The sequence below is a fragment of the Paenibacillus silvestris genome (genome assembly GCF_009882985.1).
Classification (GTDB): Bacteria; Bacillota; Bacilli; order Paenibacillales; family NBRC-103111; genus Paenibacillus_E; species Paenibacillus_E silvestris.
This window is the reverse complement of record NZ_WTUZ01000037.1, coordinates 89151-106767: the sequence shown is the minus strand read 5'-3', so window position 1 is coordinate 106767 and position 17617 is coordinate 89151. Positions and strand designations below refer to the sequence as shown.

Sequence of the window (17617 nt, the reverse complement as noted above, 5' to 3'; positions counted from 1 at the left end):
TGTGAAACAAAGGCCAAAAGTGAGAACGGTCATCGGCGTACGCCGTATGCGCAGGTCCATCAGACCTACGAGAACGATGGCGATGTCCCTGTTAGCATTAAGAAGAAGAGTACACGCAATTGGTACCCGCTATGCCACAGATCATCCCTTGATAGAGGGGATGGACCCAAGAGCGTATATCAGCTCCCTCTGGTATTGCTTCTATACATCCAGAGAAATTGGAACGATTTCGACGGGGCAGTATCTTCCTGTCTCGCGTGCGTTCCTTGAAGGCTATAGCACGAAGATGGGGATTCCCGTCCCGAATCTCGTACTTGTTCCGACAAGGCAATCCATAGGAGCAGTCATTACAGTATCTAATGAAGAAAAGACGATTGCGCGCGTGCTGAATGCGCTGGAACGATTACCGATTAAGGAAATTATTGTCGTCATTAACGGTTCAACCGATAACAGCGTTCATATCGCTAAGCAGTGCCCTCATGCAACCATCGTTCATTATCCGAATCTTGTTGGCCATGATGTTGGGCGATCTATTGGCGCCAAGCTCACCTCAGCAGACATGGTGTTATTCCTGGATGGCGATATCCCTGTTCAAACCGAGGAGTTGTTGCCCTTCATTCGAGCCATCGACCAAGGATGGGATATTGGTTTGAACAATATTTCCCCTTACCTTGGTCACTTCACGCATCGCGATGGCGTCTCAATGGTCAAACAATTCGTAAACCGTGTCCAGGGTCGACCAGAGCTTAATGCGAACTCCATGACGGCGATTCCCCATATGCTTTCCCGCAAAGCGCTCGAGATCATCGGAAGCGCAGCGTTAATGGTACCTCCTAAAGCGCAGGCGAAGGCAATCCGTTATGGATTGCGTATTTGCGCACCGGCAAGCATCGATGTAGTGACTGCCAACAAACCTACCCGCTTGAATACCGGGACCACGAATCCGGTTTCTAATCTGATTGTAGGCGATCATTTGGAAGCCCTCCATATGCTGCTGCATGAACATGGAAGAAGACTTGAGTTTAGAGATGTTCTTCGTACGCGAACTGCACTGGCGGGGGGATCCATATGAATAGCACAAGTATCATCATCCCATCCTTTAACGAAAGACAGCTGCTTTTAGATTGCATTTATTCAATCCGAGAGCATACACGGACCCCCTATGAAATTATTGTGGTCGACAATGCCTCAACCGACGGGACACTGGATGAGTTGGTTCGTGAGCAGATTCCCTTCGTATCCTTTTCCGAAAACCGTGGTTTTCCAGCAGCCTGTAATGCGGGTATGAAGCTGGCTAGGGGCAGCTCCGTACTCTTGCTGAATAATGACGTCCTGCTTACACCAAATTGGTTGGATCATATGCTCACTTGTCTGTATCACCGTAATGATATTGGGATCGTAGGTCCGATGACCAACTATGCCAGCGGGATCCAACAAATGAAAGAGCCATACACGAATATGTCGGATATGATTCTGAAATTCAATGTGGGAAATAAAGGGATATACACGGAAGTGACGCGTTTGATCGGCTTCTGCTTCTTAATCAAACGAGAAGTGATGGATAAGATCGGTTACCTGGATGAACAATTCAGTCCCGGCCATTACGAGGATGACGATTATTGCTATCGCGCAAGGAAGGCTGGCTACAAGCTGATGCTGACCGAGGACACCTTTATCTTCCATCATGGCAGCGCCAGCTTCGGCAAGAAAAGCGAAAGCCAGCTGCAAGCAATTGTGGAGCGTTCGCGCAAGCTCTTTATAGAAAAGTGGGGCGTGGATCCCCAAGAATTTTTTTGAGAAAGCAATGAGGAAAGGATGTCGTTGCTATGAAGGGAGTCATTCTAGCAGGGGGAACAGGCACACGTCTGCGACCCTTGACGAAAATGATTAACAAACATCTTCTACCCGTCGGTAAATATCCCATGATTTATTATGGGATTGAGAAGCTGAGAGCAGCGGGAATCACCGATGTCCTTCTGATCACGGGTAAACACTCGGTTTCCCTCTATACGGAGTTCTTGGGTAGCGGGAAGGAGTGGGGCGTTAACATTTCTTACAAAATACAGGAAGAGGCTGGCGGTATTGCTGATGCTCTGGAGCTTGCGCAGAACTTCGTGCACCCAGGTGAGAAGCTGTTAGTGCTGCTTGGCGATAACCTGTTCGAAGATTCGCTGGCTGGGTATGTGAAGCAATTTGAAGATCAGTCAGAAGGAGCCAAAGTGTTCTTGAAGGAAGTGGAGGACGCTAGACGATACGGGGTACCGGTTATGGAGGGCGGGCTGATCAAGCGGATTGAAGAAAAGCCCGAGCATCCGCAATCCTCGTATTGTGTCACAGGTATTTATTTGTACGATTCTACTGTGTTCGACTTGATTAAGACGGTAGAGCCTTCTGCGCGTGGCGAGATGGAGATTACCGATGTGAATAACTTATATGCGATGCAAGGCAAGCTCAGCTATCACCTGCTGACAGGGTGGTGGATCGACGCCGGCACATTTCCTTCATGGTTTGAAGCGTTCGATAAGCTGCGCGAGTACTCGCATATCGATTCTGCAGATGCTAAGCCCAGCGCCGGTGATGACAAGTGAGGAAGTACGATTACATCATCATCGGAGCGGGGATTATTGGTTTAACGATTGCGCGTGAGTTGAAGAAAAGAGAGCCGGGAGTGTCCATTTGTATATTGGAAAAAGAGTCCGATGTAGCTGCACATGCAAGTGGGCGTAACAGCGGAGTCCTGCACGCCGGCTTCTATTATTCAGCCAACAGCTTGAAAGCGAAGTTCACGAAAGAAGGCAATCAGGCTATGCGAGCTTATTGTAAGCAGAATGGCCTGCAGCTGAATGAATGCGGCAAGCTGGTCGTCGCCAAAGATGAAACCGAGTTAGCTGGCTTGGAAGAGCTGAAGCTGCGGGCAGACATCAACGGCGTACAACTCATTTGGATGAATGAGCAAGAGATAGCTGCCATTGATCCGAATGCGAAGACATACCGGAAAGCACTGTATTCGCCAACAACGGCGTCGGTTGATCCCATAGAGGTTTGTAGAACCTTGAAGCGTGAAAATACAGAGAACGGTGTAGAGTTTCATTTCCTAACGAAATATCGCAAGCATCGGGGAGATCTCCTTTTTACGAGCTCAGGCACCTTCAAGTATAACTATTTGATCAATTGTGCAGGACTTTATGCTGACAGCATTGCCCATGATTTCGGATTCGGTCAGAAGTATACGATCATTCCGTTCAAAGGCATTTACTTGAAATATACGAAAAACAAAACAGATGTCGTCACGAACATTTATCCCGTCCCCAATTTGAAAAACCCGTTTCTCGGGGTTCATTATACCAAAACAGTGGATGGCAGCATTAAGATCGGGCCTACGGCGATGCCGGCTTTTTGGCGGGAAAATTACCAAGGATTACAGGGCTTTAATCTGAAGGAATTTCTGCAAATTGTCGGCTTTGAGTTGAAGCTGTTTATCACCAATTCGTTTCACTTCAGGCGCTTGGCTTTTCAGGAAATGCGCAAATATATCAAATCCTATTTCGTCGGTCTAGGGATGGGGATGGTAAGGGAGATCGACCCGAAGGGCTTCGGACATTTTCTAAGACCGGGAATTAGAGCGCAGCTGCTCAACGTCGAGACCTTGGAGCTTGTTCAAGACTTTGTGTTCGAAGGTGACAAACGCTCGATGCATGTACTCAATGCGGTCTCACCGGCATTTACATGTTCGATGCCTTTTGCCGCTTATGTCGTGGATCATATTATGAAACAACGAGGAGGAGCCCTTTCATGAAAGTGATTTCGACCAAGCTGCCGGGGGTCTTGGTGCTCGAACCGAAAGTACATGGTGATCATCGTGGTTTTTTTATGGAGAGCTACAACCACCAAACGTTAGCTGGCCTGGGCATTGAACATACCTTTATTCAAGATAACCAATCCTTGTCGGTAGAAGCGGGTGTTCTTCGAGGTCTGCACTACCAATTGGCGCCGAAAGCGCTCACGAAACTCGTTCGAGCTGTATCCGGGGCCGTATATGACGTCGTAGTTGATATTCGCAAAGGTTCCCCAACCTACGGACAGTGGATTGGCGTTATTCTAAGCGCGGAAAACAAACGCCAAATCTTAGTTCCGAAGGGTTTTGCCCATGGCGTATGCACCCTAGTTCCGAATACGCAGCTGCTGTATAAAGTCGATGATTATTATTCGCCTGAGCATGACCGGGGCATCGCGTGGAATGATCCTGACCTCAATATCGATTGGCCTGTATCGAATCCGATCTTGTCCGATAAGGATCGTCAGCAGCCTTCTTTTGCGCTAGCGGACAATAACTTTGTATATGGAGGGGACTTATCATGAAAACCATTATGGTTACGGGAGCGGGCGGCTACATCGGCAGTGTGCTGGTGCCGAAGCTGCTGGATAAAGGCTATGCCGTGAAGGCGGTTGACCGCTTTTTCTTCGGTATCGATAAGCTCCCGCAGCATCCTAATCTGGTAACGATCAAGGAGGACTCCCGCCGTCTGAAGGAGGAAGCCTTTGCTGACGTGTATGCCGTCATTGACTTAGTGGCGATCTCCAACGATCCGAGCGGAGAATTGTTTCAGGAAGCAACACACCAAATTAACCATATTTCCCGTGTAAGTACGGCACATAAGGCGAAGAAACTTGGCGTGAAACGATACATTCTTCCATCTTCCTGCAGCTTATACGGCTTTCAGGCGCCAGACGTCATCGTCGATGAAACTTCTCCAACGAATCCGCTCACGACGTATGCCAAAGCAAACGAAATGGCGGAACATGGCGTACTTCCTTTGGCTGATGGTGCGTTCACCGTCGTTGTCATTCGGCAGGCCACCGTCTACGGCCATTCCCCCCGCATTCGCTTCGATTTGGCCATTAATGGCATGGCATTAGGTGCTTATCAGAATGGGGTTATTCCCTTAATGAGAGACGGTTCTCAGTGGAGACCGTTCGTTCATGTTCAGGACACAACGGATGCCATGTGTTTGCTGCTGGAAGCTGATCCGAAGATTATCAATGGCGAAATATTCAACGTTGGGTCAGGCAGTAACAATTATCAGCTTGGTCAATTAGCACAAGAAATTACCGGAGTAATTCCTAAGCCTGTAACGATTGCTTGGTATGGAGCGCCGGATCACCGTTCCTATCGGGTTAGTTTTGACAAAATCGAGAAGTCTTTAGGATGGCAGGGCAAATGGACGGCTGCGCAGGGTGCGTTGGAGATATACAACGCTTTGGCTGCAGGCGAAGTGCCGAGCATGGATCAAACGATTACGCTGGATTGGTACAGCGAGCTTATCAAATGGCACAAGATTATTAAGGATGCCACCCTGTATGGCGGTATTTTGGATATTCAAGGAACGAGTGAGTAATGAAACGGATTGCGCTGCTAGGCGCCAAAGGTCAGCTAGGCTCCGATATCCATCGGGTATTGCAAGAAAACAGCCAGTTCGAGGTTGTCCCGATTACGCGGGATATGCTGGATGTGGAGAACACGGAAACGATTATCCCCCTTCTTGAGAAGCTTGGCCGCATTGACGTGCTCATTAACTGTACGGCGTTTCATAACACCGAACAGTGTGAAGCCGACCCGCTGAAGGCTCTCCGCATTAACTCTATCGCTGTTCTGCGCATGGCGACTTATTGCAAACAGAATAGCTCGCTCTTCATTCATTTTAGTACGGATTATGTGTTTGACGGCTGCAAGCAAGCGCCATATACGGAAGAAGATCAGGTGAGTCCCTTGAATGCTTACGGCAGCAGCAAAGCAGCAGGAGAGGAAGCCATTGCAGCTTACTTGGATACCTATTTTATTTTTCGTGTATCCTCGTTGTTTGGCGAGGCTGGGGCCAGCGGGAAGGGCGGCAACTTTGTAGAAACCATGATTAGACTTTCGAAGCAAGGGAAGCCCATCTCGGTTGTGCAGGATGTCATCATGTCCCCGACGCACACACAAGATGTTGCCGAAACCGTGCGCGCTTTCCTCGAACAAGAGATTAAAGCGTACGGTGTATATCACTGCTCCGGTGAGGGCGCCTGCAGCTGGTATGAGCTGGCGGTCCAAACGTTCGCGGTTTGCGGCATCACCTGCGAGACTATACCGATTATGAACAGCGCATATGCGGCCAAAGTGCGCAGACCGCTATACAGTGTGCTGGATAACGACAAATTGAATCGTATTTATCCAATGAGAAGCTGGCAAAGCGCCTTGGAGCAGTATTTGCAGCGTAAAGGATACGTCCTTATCCGTGGAGGTGAGATCGAATGAGCGCTTTAAGAGCTGTAAGAGCGAAGAAACTACCGCTCAGATCGCTGAAGAGTCAGCGGCAACGTGTGCGCAGAGTGGTGAAAGTGAGGAAGCAGCCGGCTCCCCGGTCTCGCTACCTGGAAGAGTGGCGTAATGGGAGTGACCAGGGGTATGGAAAAGGCTGGTCACATGGATTTCACATGGGGCGCTGCCAAAGCTTGATGCGGGACATTCCGCAAGAGCGTGGCATTCTTTGGGATCTGAAGGTGATGTTCGTTAGGGCTAACGGACTGCCTTATACGGCGATGGATGAGGGTATCGAGGGCAGCCTGCGGGATATGGTGAGAGAAGTCATTGTCGTTAATCCAGCCGATCCTCTTGTTCAAATTGCGGCGGAGACAAGACCCGACCTTATGCTCGTGCTCGACGCTTTTGGGCAATCATTACCGGGAGATGTCGTGCAAGCGATTAGGGCGCATGGCATTCGTACAGCAATCTGGCTGCCGGATGATCCGTATCACTCAGATCACTCGATGGGACGCGTCCCGCACTTTGATTATGTATTCACACTAGAGAAGAGCTGTGTTAAACCCTATAAGCTGCTTGGCTGCCAGAATGTGCATTATTTGCCGTTCGGTATTAACCCAGATGCGGTTAAGCTGGACTATGTGCCTACGAATTTTCGCAAAGATATTTGTTTCATTGGCACAGCTTTCTGGAATAGAGTCGCCTTCATCGATGAAATGGCCGATTATCTGAAAGACAAGGATGTCATGATTAACGGCTACTGGTGGGATCGGCTAAGCTCGTATGACAAGTTATCCCCCAAAATTCAAGGCTACTGGTTGAGTCCACAAGAAACGATGAAGTATTACCAGGGGGCCAAAATCGTGATTAATCTTCACAGGGCTACCGAAGACAAATCTCATAACAGCAACAGCAGGCAATTCCCCGCTTTCTCGCCTAATCCACGGCTTTTTGATATTACAGCGTCTGGAACCTTGCAGCTAACAGATGTCCGCGACGACCTGACGAATTTCTATAAACCTGGGGAAGAACTCGACATCTTCAGCTCCCCACAAGAGCTTATCCAGAAAATTGAATACTATTTAACACATGAAGAAGAGCGGCAGCATATCGCTTTGCGAGGATTGGCGCGGACACTGAAGGATCACACGTATCGCAAACGATTGAATGAATTGTTAACGATAACGAACAAAGGCGGGTGAACGTATGTTGCCCATAAAAAAGAAACAAAGCGCTAAGAAGTTAGGCAAAGTAATCTCCTTCCGGCGAAGCAAGCTTTCGCGCAAGAGCAAAGGACTTTTTTCTTCTTTCCGCAAAAAGAAGAGACGGCGGAGACTGCGCGTAGCACCGCTGCGCCAGCTCGTGCCGATTGAAACCGTGGCTGTCTACGATCAGGGCTATAATGCCGGATATGACAGAGGCTTCGATAAAGGCTACCGGGATGGGAAGCATGACGGGGGCGATGCGATTGTCGATCGATTGCTGCCAGACTACCAGATCCTGCCGGAAATCACGATTGAGCAAATTGTTGCTGCCGGCGTAGAACATTTGCGTTCGCATATCTATCACCTGCTTACCGCGAGGGACCTAGGGGATCAAATTATTGCTGCACTTGATGCCAAAACCCCATTTTCCCTCGTGCGACTTGGAGATGGTGAGCTGCTGACCTTAGCTCAGGAAACCATTTTACCGATTGAACAGATTAAGCAAGATGGCCCGTTCCTCCCTTATGCTGGGGTAGAAGTGCCAGACCTAGAAATTAAAGCGGAGCTCGTGCAGGCGATTCGCGGAGCTAACGTTGTAGGCATTCCGAAGCTGCGGGTACGCAACTTCCAACCACTCGCGTTCGCTGTGTTTAAAGCGGAACATATTAACTACCATAAGCTTACTTTGACGGATTCACTGGTGAATTATTATATCTATCACGAGGGTTACCTGTCGCGTATTACACAGGGCAGAAGAGTCCTGCTGGTCGGTAATTTGGCGCCTCATTTGGCAGAAGTGCTCCGCGCGCATGGCGTGAATATTGTCGGCGAGATTACGCCGGTCCATGGCGTGAAGGATATCCCGCACATCAAGGAGAGCATCGCCGGCTACGATTTTGATATCGCGCTTGTATCAGCGGGAATCTCGGCCGTCATTATTTCGGAATGGATTGCGTCAAGCATGGGGAAAGTAGCGATCGATTTCGGACATTTGGCGGATTCTATTGTGAAAGGGGAGGCTCCTTACCGATGAGAACAACGACTAAACGGCGTGTCCAGAAAGCCATGGGCAGATCACGCAAGTTTCGCAAGTTTGGCAAACTAGGCAGGCTAGGTAAGCTAGGTAAGGTTGCCCCCCAATCAGGAAGCTATAATCGCGGATACAATGAAGGTTTTAACCTGGCCTATGACAGCGCACACGATCATGCCTACCAGCTTGGCTGGGATGCAGGGATAACTCCTTCGAAGTTTCAGGGAACGAGCATCATTATCGTGACAACGAATGATCAGCGCCAGCATCTTCAGAATTGTATCGACAGCATCTACGAATATACGCCGGAGCCTTTCGAGATCATCGTCATCGACAATGCCTCGACGGATGATACGGCGCAGTACCTGAAATCCCTAACGGGGAAAATCCGCTACAGGATTTTTACATCCAATCTCGGCTTTGCCGGAGGGACGAATCAAGGACTAAGGATGGCGCGCGGCTCCAACCTGCTGTTTTTGAACAATGATACGATAGTGACCAAGGATTGGTTGAAAAATATGTTAACTTGCCTGAACAGTAATGAGAAATTCGGCCTTGTGGGTCCGATGACGAATTACATTAGCGGCGAGCAACTGCTGCAGACGAATTACACATCCACAGAGGAAATGCACCATTTCGCTGTAAACTTTAATCAGTCGAACGCTGCAAAATGGCATGTCACCACGAGATTAACTGGTTTCTGTGTACTTATGCGCCGTGAAGTGTTCGAGCGGCTAGGGTATCTGGATGAAGGGTTTGAGATTGGGAATTGCGAAGATGATGATTTCGGCCTCCGGACGCGGATGATGGGATTAGAACTCGTTATTGCTAAGGATACTTTCATTCATCATGTCGGGAGCGTTTCTATTAAAGCACTGGGTGAACGTCGTTTTGAAGAAGTATATGGCAAGAATCTGGAATTTTACGCTCGCAAATGGGGAGACACCCACAGCTTGTTGGATGAAGTTCAGCAAAAGCTGGGAAGTAAAAATGCAGCGATGCTTGATTTCTATCCGAGTCATGTCGTCGTTCGAGGCGTAACACCGGAGCTTTATTGGATTGAGAATGGTCACCGCCACCCGATTGAAGGGGAAACGCATCACTTCTCTGTGACTCGTGTCTCGCAGGTAGATCTGCGTAACTGGCCGAAGGGGCATTCCCTATCGCAGCTTGACGTACAAAATAAGCTTGCTGCGCTTGCACAGGGAGCTTACATCGACGGGCACTTGCAAGAAGGTGCGCTTGCGCGGACCGAGGATAATGCGGTCTATCAAGTCAAAAACGGCAAGCTCCAGCGCTTCATTAATGAGTGGCCGCTGCGCTATTGGAACTTGGATTTGCGTCACCAATCGACCATTAGCTGGGATGACTATCATCGGTTTGCTCCAGCATTGCCACTTATAGCACCTGCCATTATCGCGGCGAATAATGTTTAAAGGAGTGAGAAATCTATGAAAGTGAAGTCATCTGTACGCAGAAAAGCAAATGGTAAGCTTCTCGGGAAAGCGAAGCCGATTCGCGGTAAGAAAGTGCTTCTGAGAAAGAGAAAAAGCCCTGCCAAAGCGCTCCTTACTCATAGAGGAGGCTTCGATAAGGGCTTTGATAACGGATACGATAGAGGTTATATGGATGGGTTTCACAAAGGCTTTGAACAAGGCTTCGACCATCAATATTCAGCCTCTTAAGCAAGGGGCGGCAGCTTGAACATTCGGCTTGCCTCACTGCCGCCTCCTTTGTTTAGCTAATCAAGGAGATTGTTAACTTTTAACCCTAGCTTAACCCCAGCTTATCCCCAGCGTAAAATAACTCCAGCGTGTGTAAGTCCCCCGCCAAAACCATAGAGCAGAAGGGTATCGCCTGCCTGCACTCTGCCATCTTTTACGCCGAGATCAAGCGCTAGAGGAATAGAGGCAGCAGAGGTGTTGCCGTAATACTCAAGGCTGTATATGGCCTTCTCGAAAGGAATTTCGCTCTTTTCACAAATGGATTGAATGATCCGCAGGTTAGCGCTGTGCGGGATGAACCAATCAATCGCGGAACTCGGCAGACCGCTCTTGGATAGCAATTGCTCGATACCATCCGGTACGGTTGATACTGCAAATTTGTACACTTCGCGGCCATTTTGGACGAGCTTTCCGTCGCCAGTGAGCTGTACGTCCTGCCACTTCTCGGCTAGGCCAGTGCGATAAACGTGCTTGCCGCCGGAGCCGTCAGAGCCGACATGATGAGCTAGGAATGCCGGGTGCTCATCCTCGCGTTCCACAACAACGGCTCCAGCGCCGTCGCCGAACAGAATGCAGGTCGACCGGTCCGTGTAGTCGGTGATTTTGGACATCGAGTCGCCGCCGACCACGAGCACCTTGCGATGCAAGCCTGCCGCGACTAGTCCGCTTGCAGTGTGAACGGCATAGGCGAACCCAGCGCAGGTGGCGTTAAGGTCGTAGGCGCCGACGGCTGGGAGGCCGAAATGAGCTCCAATCATACAAGCTACAGGCGTCGAAGGCAGATCTGGCGTATGCGTAGTGACAATGATCAGCTCCACATCGCTTAGCGATTCTGGGTATCTGTCAAGCATGTTTTGGACGGCTGCTATACATAAATGGCTAGTGAATTCCTCCGCAGCGGCGATTCTGCGTTCCCGCATGCCGGTACGTTGCACGATCCACTCATCGTTTGTTTCCACCATAGTTTCAAGGTCGGCGTTACTTAAAATATGCGAAGGCACGTAGCTGCCTATTGCTGAAATACGGGCGTTCAATGGGTTTGAGACAGGCATGAGAAGCTCGCTCCTTTATTATCAAGTATTAGTACCAGGTACTAAGTTATAAGTAAACTTTACTTGAAAATGTGGTTGCTGTCAATGGTACATGAGCACAATAACAGAGCAGCTAACGATCTTGGAGGAACTAGGGTCCGCTAATCTACAGGAAGGTACCGATTATCACCTTGATTGGGAACTATGGTCCTTTATTCCCCTTACTACAACCTCAATGTAAGGTTATTAGCACAATTAAAACCCTGTAGTTCCGCAACGACCTTCCTATCGCCAAATATCACACAAATAGCGTCCTGTAGCTCCCACTCCTTCGATGCATGCTCAAATATTCATAAAAACACAAAGAATCCCCATTCAGGGGATTCATCTATGTTGTAACGCAATTTCATGCAATAAATTTTCGCTGCTTTGTTCCAGCTTCATAGGGAATAGCTGCGTTTTATCAGGTTGCAACTCCTTCAGTTCGGCAAATACAGCAGCGGAGGCATAAATTTTGTGCGAGTGCTGGAAAGCTTCATTCAATCGTTCAGGTTCGTTCATCCCCACGATCTCAACATGAAGCTGATGAACCCCTGCTTCCCGAATACGGTTAGCCATCCATTCTCCGCCTGTTCTTCCCAGACAAACGAAGGCGACATGTGTGCCTGGCTGCAGCTTGGCGATCTCAAGCAGCTTAGAGGCTTCAAGGATTGCCCCGATGACAATGACTTTACTGTCGAAGCGAGCAAACAATGCTTTGGTTTCTTCGGCATGATTCAAGGTTGTGATGACAACATCGGAACGCATGGCCGCTTCTCTTACAACATCATCACTTAGGGAACTATCATCGAGAAATAAAGTTTCTACTTCCCCCTCGGTTGCTCGTTCGATTTCTTGGCGGTAGAAAGGATAGTCATGTTCTCTGCACTCTACCAGCAAAATTCGCAGCTTGCGGGCAGGGGAGGGTGGCTGCAGCAAGGAATAGGCAAGACCAGCGATGAAAAAGGATGGCAGATCAAATCCCATGGCCGCGGCTTCGCGAATCGTATTATTCAAAAGCTGCTGCATGGGTTTGCGTTCTTCCAGGAGATGCTTGGTCTCGGATCCATCAGCGATCTGCGTACCGCGTCCTTTCTGTATCGTAACAAGACCTTCGTCACGCAGTTGATTGTATACCCAGTTGACTGTATTTCGATTAAGGCCAAGCTCATCCGCCAATTGACTAGCAGTAGGCAGCATATCGCCAGCTTCCATTTGTTCGATTCCGATTAACCATTTAAGTTGTTCTTTGATTTGTGTATTTACGTTAAAGGTCAAATGGGGATTAACCTGAAGGAAATAGTGTTTATCTTCTTCCACAGTAAACGACCTCTTTTCATAGTTGACTAGTTATATTATAACGCTTATTCAAGCAAAATAAAACAAATACTACGGGAATCGATCGATAAAAAACAGTTGACACACCGAAAAATAAATTATATAACTAGTTTACTAGTTCTTTAACGCAAGGTGGTGAGTGACATCAATAAGAATGACGAGGCAGGATTTTGGCAGAAAATGAGAAGCAAAGACAGAAGTCCATTAAAAGTCGTTCCAAAGAATGCGCTGATCGGCTTCATTGGCGGATTCATCGCCATAGCACTATTAGCTTTCTTAACGAATTTGACCGCAAATGCGTGGATCATGGCTCCATTTGGTGCAACCTGCGTGTTGGCTTTTGGTCTCTGGGATGCACCATTGTCCCAGCCGCGCAATATTATCGGGGGGCATTTGATTTCCACCTTGGTAGGACTGCTTTGTTTTCATCTTCTTGGCCGAAGCGCTTGGGTTATGGCCCTTGGAGTTGGCTTAGCCATCGGCTTGATGATGCTGAGCAAAACAACACATCCTCCTGCAGGAGCCGATCCTTTGGTCGTTATCCTGAGCGGCAGCAGTTGGTCTTTTCTGATTACACCGGTATTGATCGGATCGGTGCTTATCGTAGTTGTAGCTTTGATCATTAACAATCTAGACAAAAAACGCAGGTATCCAACATTTTGGCTTTGATTGGAGGGAAGCAGCATGAATGATGTGTTTCATCAAGGAGAGTTGTCCGTTCAGAATTTGGCTGGCGAGGGAGCGGTTGCTGCCCAGAACTCGAAGATGATCAGTTCTCACTTCTCGAACGGGATCGTTAAATTCCTCCAAACGCAACAGTTCGCCGTATTGTCGTCCACGGATCGCAATGGAAACGTATGGGTAACATTTTTGACAGGACAGCCGGGGTTTGCAGAGGTATTAGACGAACAGAGGTTAGCAATCAGGGCCGAATTGCTTGAAGCTGACCCTCTTGCGGAGGAACCGGAGAAAGAGAAACAAATAGGACTGCTCATTATCGATACGAACCGGAGAATCAGGCTTCGAATTAACGGAACGGCCAAGATGGACAAAGAATTCATGGTGACCGCTCAGCAGATTTACGGGAACTGTCCCAAATATATACAGAAAAGATCGTTTCGTCCGGAGAAAGATGCTTCTAGATTATTGAAGTCGGCGCAGCGAAATGAGGCACTGAGCCAGCGGCAACAGGATTGGATCGCTCATGCCGACACGTTTTATATTGGCAGCATGAACGATAAAGGGGAGATGGATGCCTCGCATCGAGGAGGAAATCCGGGCTTTATTCATGTGCTGGATGCGAAGACGATCCTATTTCCTGACTACTTCGGTAATTCAATGTTTAATACATTGGGAAATATTTATTCGAACCCTAGATCAGGGCTTCTATTTATCAACTATGAACACGGACATTCCCTTCATTTAACTGGCTTGGCGGAAATTATTTGGGATGAGGATGAGTCCTCCGTATTTCCTGGTGCAGAAAGATTAGTGCGGTTTGAGATCAGCGAAGTCGTACAGTTGGAGAATGCTAATGATTTGCGATGGGAAGATACAGAATTGTCACCATACAATCCGTAAAGCAAGTTAAACGGTAGGCTCTTTGAGAGGGGGTGAGGGGGACGCCGAGGACGTTCGCATGGATGAAACACGACTATGAATAACCAAAACTTGTACACATGGGAGGAATTTAAGCATGAATACGAATAAATATTTGATCATCATTCAAGCGAATCAGCAGGATATGGGGAAAGCTATGCATGGACTTTTGTACGGTCAAGAATTGCATGAGGCAGGGATGGAAGTTGAACTGTATTTCGATGGAGCAGGAACGCAGTGGCCAAATGAATTTGTCAAAGCGGATCACTCGCTTAATCCCTTGTACAAGCAAGTGATGAAGACTGGGATTATTAAAGGTGGCTGTGGAGCATGCGCTGGAGCTTTTGATGTCGTGGAGGAAGTACAGCAAGCCGGAGTTAAGTTAGTTGGAAGTGACGCTAACAGCGGTCATTTACCTTTTGCACAATATATGAAGGATGGTTTCGTACCTATTATTTTATAAAAATTGACATTCTAAAATTGAAAGAGGTGGATAGCCATGAATATTCAAAAGCTTCCTTGGGCTGGTATACGGGTTGAATTAGAAGGCTTTGCAATTGCCATCGATCCGCTTTATCATTTCCCTGCATCCAGGTTAGGCGAACCTAAAGAGCCGTTTTTTCCTTTGGAGTCGTTCGGTTCAGCAACAGCCGTCTTGATCACGCATCAACATGCGGACCATTTCGATCCGCAAGGCATTATTTCAGCTTATGGCGCCGACGTTTCGGTATTCGTCCCTAAGGAAATTGTGGATTTAGCGACTAGTAGTGGTTTAAACCACGTAACTGGCGCTTCGATCGGCGAAACCTTCAACGTCGGTCCATTCACCATAATCGCGGCTCAATCCGTGGATGGTTCAGGTGACCCGCAAGTTTCCTGGATCGTACGCGGTGATGGCAAGCAAATGATCCATGCTGGAGATACATTATGGCACGGGTACTGGTGGAAGCTGGTTCAAGCTTATGGTGCGTTTGATGCTGCATGTTTGCCCGTGAATGGCGCGGTTTTGCAATTTCCTGGCGTTGCGCCTCACAGTGACCAGCCCATCTGTTTGACACCAGAACAAGCGGTTATGGCTGCACAAATCCTTGGGGCCAAGACACTCATTCCAATCCACTATAAGGCAGCGCATCATCCGCCTGTTTATACGCAGACGCCAGATCTGATGAACCGTTTAACTCAAAGCGCAAAGGATCGCGTTCATTTAAGTATTTTACAAACCAAAGAGATTGTTACGATTTGAGTATAATTCTGAGTTCAGCTGAAAGGTCTAAGGACCACTTGGCCGCTGAAGGTAAAGTTCATCACGTCGCAAAGAGTATGATCACACTTATAGAAGGAGAACATGATGAACAATAATCTTCGCCCTGCTTTTTTGGACGCTCTTGCCGAGGATGTTGTTCTAACTTCAACATTTCTGAAGGGAAGCATTACAGGCCGAGCAGACACCACTAAGATTGTCGAAACGGTGGGCTCTTATTATACATCTTTGTCGCGCAGCTTTCATGAATCCATTGGCAACCGGGAATTTATAGCGTATGACGCCGAGTTGACAGGTGGACTTAAGCTTCAAGGTCTGATTTCTATGATTAAAAATGATGAGGGAGCAATCTCGCAATTATCCGTTACTCAAAGTCCGATCGAATCTGTCATCTGGTTATCAACGGAACTGGGAAAAAGGCTTTCAAAGGACTACGGAGATGACGTTTTTCTATAGATGAGAGTAGCATGATCATACTTTGGAACACGGACGTGAACACTTCAGCGTCCGTGTTTTTATATACATGGAGACAGGATCATTATTGGTCCTATCGTACAAAAGTTATCCTTTCAAACAAAAATGTGCGTACTGTTCAGAACTACGAAGAATTGCTAACCTATGAAAGAAGAAAGGAGGCTTTAAATACAAATAAGTTTATTTCATTGAGTCAGGATCTTGTGGCTGGAAATTTTCCACATATGTCGCCCCAAATTCATATAGCATTTGCAATATTGGCACGGTTTGCAAGCCCAAATCAGAGAGGTAATATTCAACCTTTGGCGGTGCGACTGGATAAACTTTACGGATAACCAATCCATCGCGTTCAAGATCTCTTAATTGCATGGTAAGCATTCGTTGGGTGGCCTCAGGCAGCTGCCTTTGTAATTCGTTAAATCTTAAGGTGCCATTTGATAGCAGATTAAGGATCGGCACTTTCCACTTTCCGCTAATCAAGTGCAGAAAAATTTCAGAAGTGCAGCGATAGTTCACATTATTAAAATGTATCATGAAAAACCATCCTCATTGTTTGTGAATTCATTCTACTACTTACAAATTACAGCAATTATTGCGACGTGGAGGTACTACACATGTTTAATGATAACCAAAGAACGATGCAAAAACCAATTCCTACTAACTTCGGACCAAGAACTACAGCCACAGAAGCATTAGGGGGACAAGATTTAACAGGGAAAGTCGCGATCGTCACAGGTGGTTATTCTGGGCTTGGTTTAGAAGTTACAAGAGTTCTTGTGAAAGCAGGAGCCAAGGTAATCGTGCCTGTTCGAACGCCTGAGAAAGCAAGAATTGCAGTTGAGAGTATTCCAGGCGTTGAACTGGTGAGCTTGGATCTTATGGTGCCAGAGTCGATTGATGTTTTCGCACAAAGGTTCCTTGACTCCAATCGTCCACTGGATATTCTGATTAATGCCGCGGCTATTATGGCGACTCCTCTCACGAGGGACTCGCGCGGTAATGAGTCACAGTTCGCTACGAATCATCTGGGACATTTCCGTTTAACAGCACGCTTGTGGCCCGCTCTGAAGAAAGCTGAACAGGCAAGAATAGTATCTGTCACTTCAAGAATAGGTAAACTCCATCAAATAGATTTGGAAGATCCTAACTTTGAGAAAACAGATTATGAAAAGTGGATGGCCTATGCCAGATCTAAGCTAGCGAGCTCCCTATTCTCTGTTGAGATGGACAAGAGGGGGAAAGCACATGGCGTGCGTGCATTCACCGTTCATCCTGGTACGATCATTACGGACCTCGCACGCAGCTTGTCAGACGATGAACTACGCGTCATGGGAGCTTTGAATGAGAAAGGTGAGCGTGCTTTACCTTATTTTAACGATGAGTTCAAGACGATTGAAGAAGGTGCAGCAACCATCGTTTGGTGCGCTGTAAACCGTCAATTAGACGGAATGGGTGGCCTTTATTGCGAGAATAACGACATCGCAGAAGTGGTTGCTGAAGATAGCAATCCTTTTGAAGCAGGTGTATATCAAAGAACGATTGATCCAGTTTTGGCAGAAAAACTTTGGGAATTAAGCGAGAAGTTAATTGACCTCCAGTTTGCGATATAAAAAAGAGC

Annotated in this window: 20 protein-coding genes; 17 read left to right on the top strand and 3 right to left on the bottom strand. The window is 47.7% G+C overall.

Annotation, left to right across the window (positions count from 1 at the left end; genetic code table 11):
- Position 1: 1 nt before the first annotated feature.
- Genes GQF01_RS28285 through GQF01_RS28235 form a run of 11 tightly spaced genes read left to right on the top strand, consistent with a single transcriptional unit; the run spans position 2 to position 10218 of the window.
- On the top strand, positions 2-1072 hold the full coding sequence (locus GQF01_RS28285) for a glycosyltransferase family 2 protein (RefSeq protein WP_328803551.1): 1071 nt from the start codon (positions 2-4) through the stop codon (positions 1070-1072).
- Positions 1069-1797, top strand: coding sequence for a glycosyltransferase family 2 protein (locus GQF01_RS28280; protein ID WP_161410292.1), 729 nt, complete (start codon positions 1069-1071; stop codon positions 1795-1797). Before GQF01_RS28285 ends, GQF01_RS28280 begins: the two co-directional genes overlap by 4 nt.
- 29 nt (positions 1798-1826) lie before the next feature.
- On the top strand, positions 1827-2588 hold the full coding sequence (locus tag GQF01_RS28275; protein WP_161410291.1) for a sugar phosphate nucleotidyltransferase: 762 nt from the start codon (positions 1827-1829) through the stop codon (positions 2586-2588).
- Positions 2585-3796, top strand: coding sequence for an L-2-hydroxyglutarate oxidase (lhgO, locus tag GQF01_RS28270; RefSeq protein ID WP_161410290.1), 1212 nt, complete (start codon positions 2585-2587; stop codon positions 3794-3796). Before GQF01_RS28275 ends, lhgO begins: the two co-directional genes overlap by 4 nt.
- A complete protein-coding gene (gene rfbC / locus GQF01_RS28265) occupies positions 3793-4359 on the top strand; it encodes a dTDP-4-dehydrorhamnose 3,5-epimerase (protein ID WP_161410289.1) in 567 nt (188 codons plus the stop codon). Before lhgO ends, rfbC begins: the two co-directional genes overlap by 4 nt.
- Positions 4356-5396, top strand: coding sequence for an NAD-dependent epimerase/dehydratase family protein (locus tag GQF01_RS28260; RefSeq protein WP_161410288.1), 1041 nt, complete (start codon positions 4356-4358; stop codon positions 5394-5396). Before rfbC ends, GQF01_RS28260 begins: the two co-directional genes overlap by 4 nt.
- A complete protein-coding gene (rfbD, locus tag GQF01_RS28255) occupies positions 5396-6292 on the top strand; it encodes a dTDP-4-dehydrorhamnose reductase (protein WP_161410287.1) in 897 nt (298 codons plus the stop codon). Before GQF01_RS28260 ends, rfbD begins: the two co-directional genes overlap by 1 nt.
- A complete protein-coding gene (locus tag GQF01_RS28250) occupies positions 6289-7500 on the top strand; it encodes a CgeB family protein (protein ID WP_161410286.1) in 1212 nt (403 codons plus the stop codon). The genes rfbD and GQF01_RS28250 overlap by 4 nt, the downstream gene beginning before the upstream one ends.
- A gap of 4 nt (positions 7501-7504) precedes the next feature.
- Positions 7505-8536, top strand: a complete 1032-nt coding sequence (locus tag GQF01_RS28245) for a GT-D fold domain-containing protein (RefSeq protein ID WP_161410285.1) — start codon at positions 7505-7507, stop codon at positions 8534-8536.
- A complete protein-coding gene (locus tag GQF01_RS28240) occupies positions 8533-9969 on the top strand; it encodes a glycosyltransferase family 2 protein (RefSeq protein WP_161410284.1) in 1437 nt (478 codons plus the stop codon). The genes GQF01_RS28245 and GQF01_RS28240 overlap by 4 nt, the downstream gene beginning before the upstream one ends.
- A 15-nt stretch (positions 9970-9984) precedes the next feature.
- The gene (locus tag GQF01_RS28235; RefSeq protein ID WP_161410283.1) at positions 9985-10218 is read left to right on the top strand and encodes a hypothetical protein; all 234 of its coding nucleotides are present in this window, start codon (positions 9985-9987) and stop codon (positions 10216-10218) included.
- A gap of 101 nt (positions 10219-10319) precedes the next feature.
- On the opposite strand, the gene GQF01_RS28230 is transcribed toward GQF01_RS28235, so the two are convergent.
- Both GQF01_RS28230 and GQF01_RS28225 read right to left on the bottom strand, forming a co-directional pair.
- Positions 10320-11309 carry a ketoacyl-ACP synthase III gene (locus GQF01_RS28230; protein ID WP_161410282.1) on the bottom strand — a complete coding sequence of 330 codons (990 nt, stop codon included), beginning with the start codon at positions 11307-11309 and terminating at the stop codon, positions 10320-10322.
- A 363-nt stretch (positions 11310-11672) separates the two neighbouring features.
- Entirely contained in the window at positions 11673-12647 is a 975-nt protein-coding gene (locus tag GQF01_RS28225; RefSeq protein WP_161410281.1) for a GntR family transcriptional regulator, read from the bottom strand.
- Between the two features lie 198 nt (positions 12648-12845).
- Between GQF01_RS28225 and GQF01_RS28220 the strand changes: the two genes are divergently transcribed.
- From GQF01_RS28220 to GQF01_RS28200, 5 genes are all read left to right on the top strand, one after another.
- Positions 12846-13334: an HPP family protein gene (locus GQF01_RS28220; RefSeq protein ID WP_161410280.1), complete on the top strand. Its 489-nt coding sequence runs from the start codon at positions 12846-12848 to the stop codon at positions 13332-13334.
- A gap of 15 nt (positions 13335-13349) precedes the next feature.
- A complete protein-coding gene (locus tag GQF01_RS28215) occupies positions 13350-14246 on the top strand; it encodes a pyridoxamine 5'-phosphate oxidase family protein (RefSeq protein WP_161410279.1) in 897 nt (298 codons plus the stop codon).
- A gap of 115 nt (positions 14247-14361) precedes the next feature.
- Positions 14362-14727, top strand: a complete 366-nt coding sequence (locus GQF01_RS28210; RefSeq protein ID WP_161410278.1) for a DsrE family protein — start codon at positions 14362-14364, stop codon at positions 14725-14727.
- 36 nt (positions 14728-14763) lie between these two features.
- Positions 14764-15507 carry an MBL fold metallo-hydrolase gene (locus GQF01_RS28205; RefSeq protein ID WP_161410277.1) on the top strand — a complete coding sequence of 248 codons (744 nt, stop codon included), beginning with the start codon at positions 14764-14766 and terminating at the stop codon, positions 15505-15507.
- 102 nt (positions 15508-15609) lie between these two features.
- The gene (locus GQF01_RS28200; protein ID WP_161410276.1) at positions 15610-15981 is read left to right on the top strand and encodes a hypothetical protein; all 372 of its coding nucleotides are present in this window, start codon (positions 15610-15612) and stop codon (positions 15979-15981) included.
- 198 nt (positions 15982-16179) lie between these two features.
- On the opposite strand, the gene GQF01_RS28195 is transcribed toward GQF01_RS28200, so the two are convergent.
- The gene (locus tag GQF01_RS28195) at positions 16180-16533 is read right to left on the bottom strand and encodes a winged helix-turn-helix transcriptional regulator (protein WP_161410275.1); all 354 of its coding nucleotides are present in this window, start codon (positions 16531-16533) and stop codon (positions 16180-16182) included.
- Between the two features lie 80 nt (positions 16534-16613).
- On the opposite strand from GQF01_RS28195, the gene GQF01_RS28190 reads away from it, so the two are divergent.
- Entirely contained in the window at positions 16614-17609 is a 996-nt protein-coding gene (locus tag GQF01_RS28190; protein ID WP_161410274.1) for an SDR family NAD(P)-dependent oxidoreductase, read from the top strand.
- Positions 17610-17617: the final 8 nt, after the last annotated feature.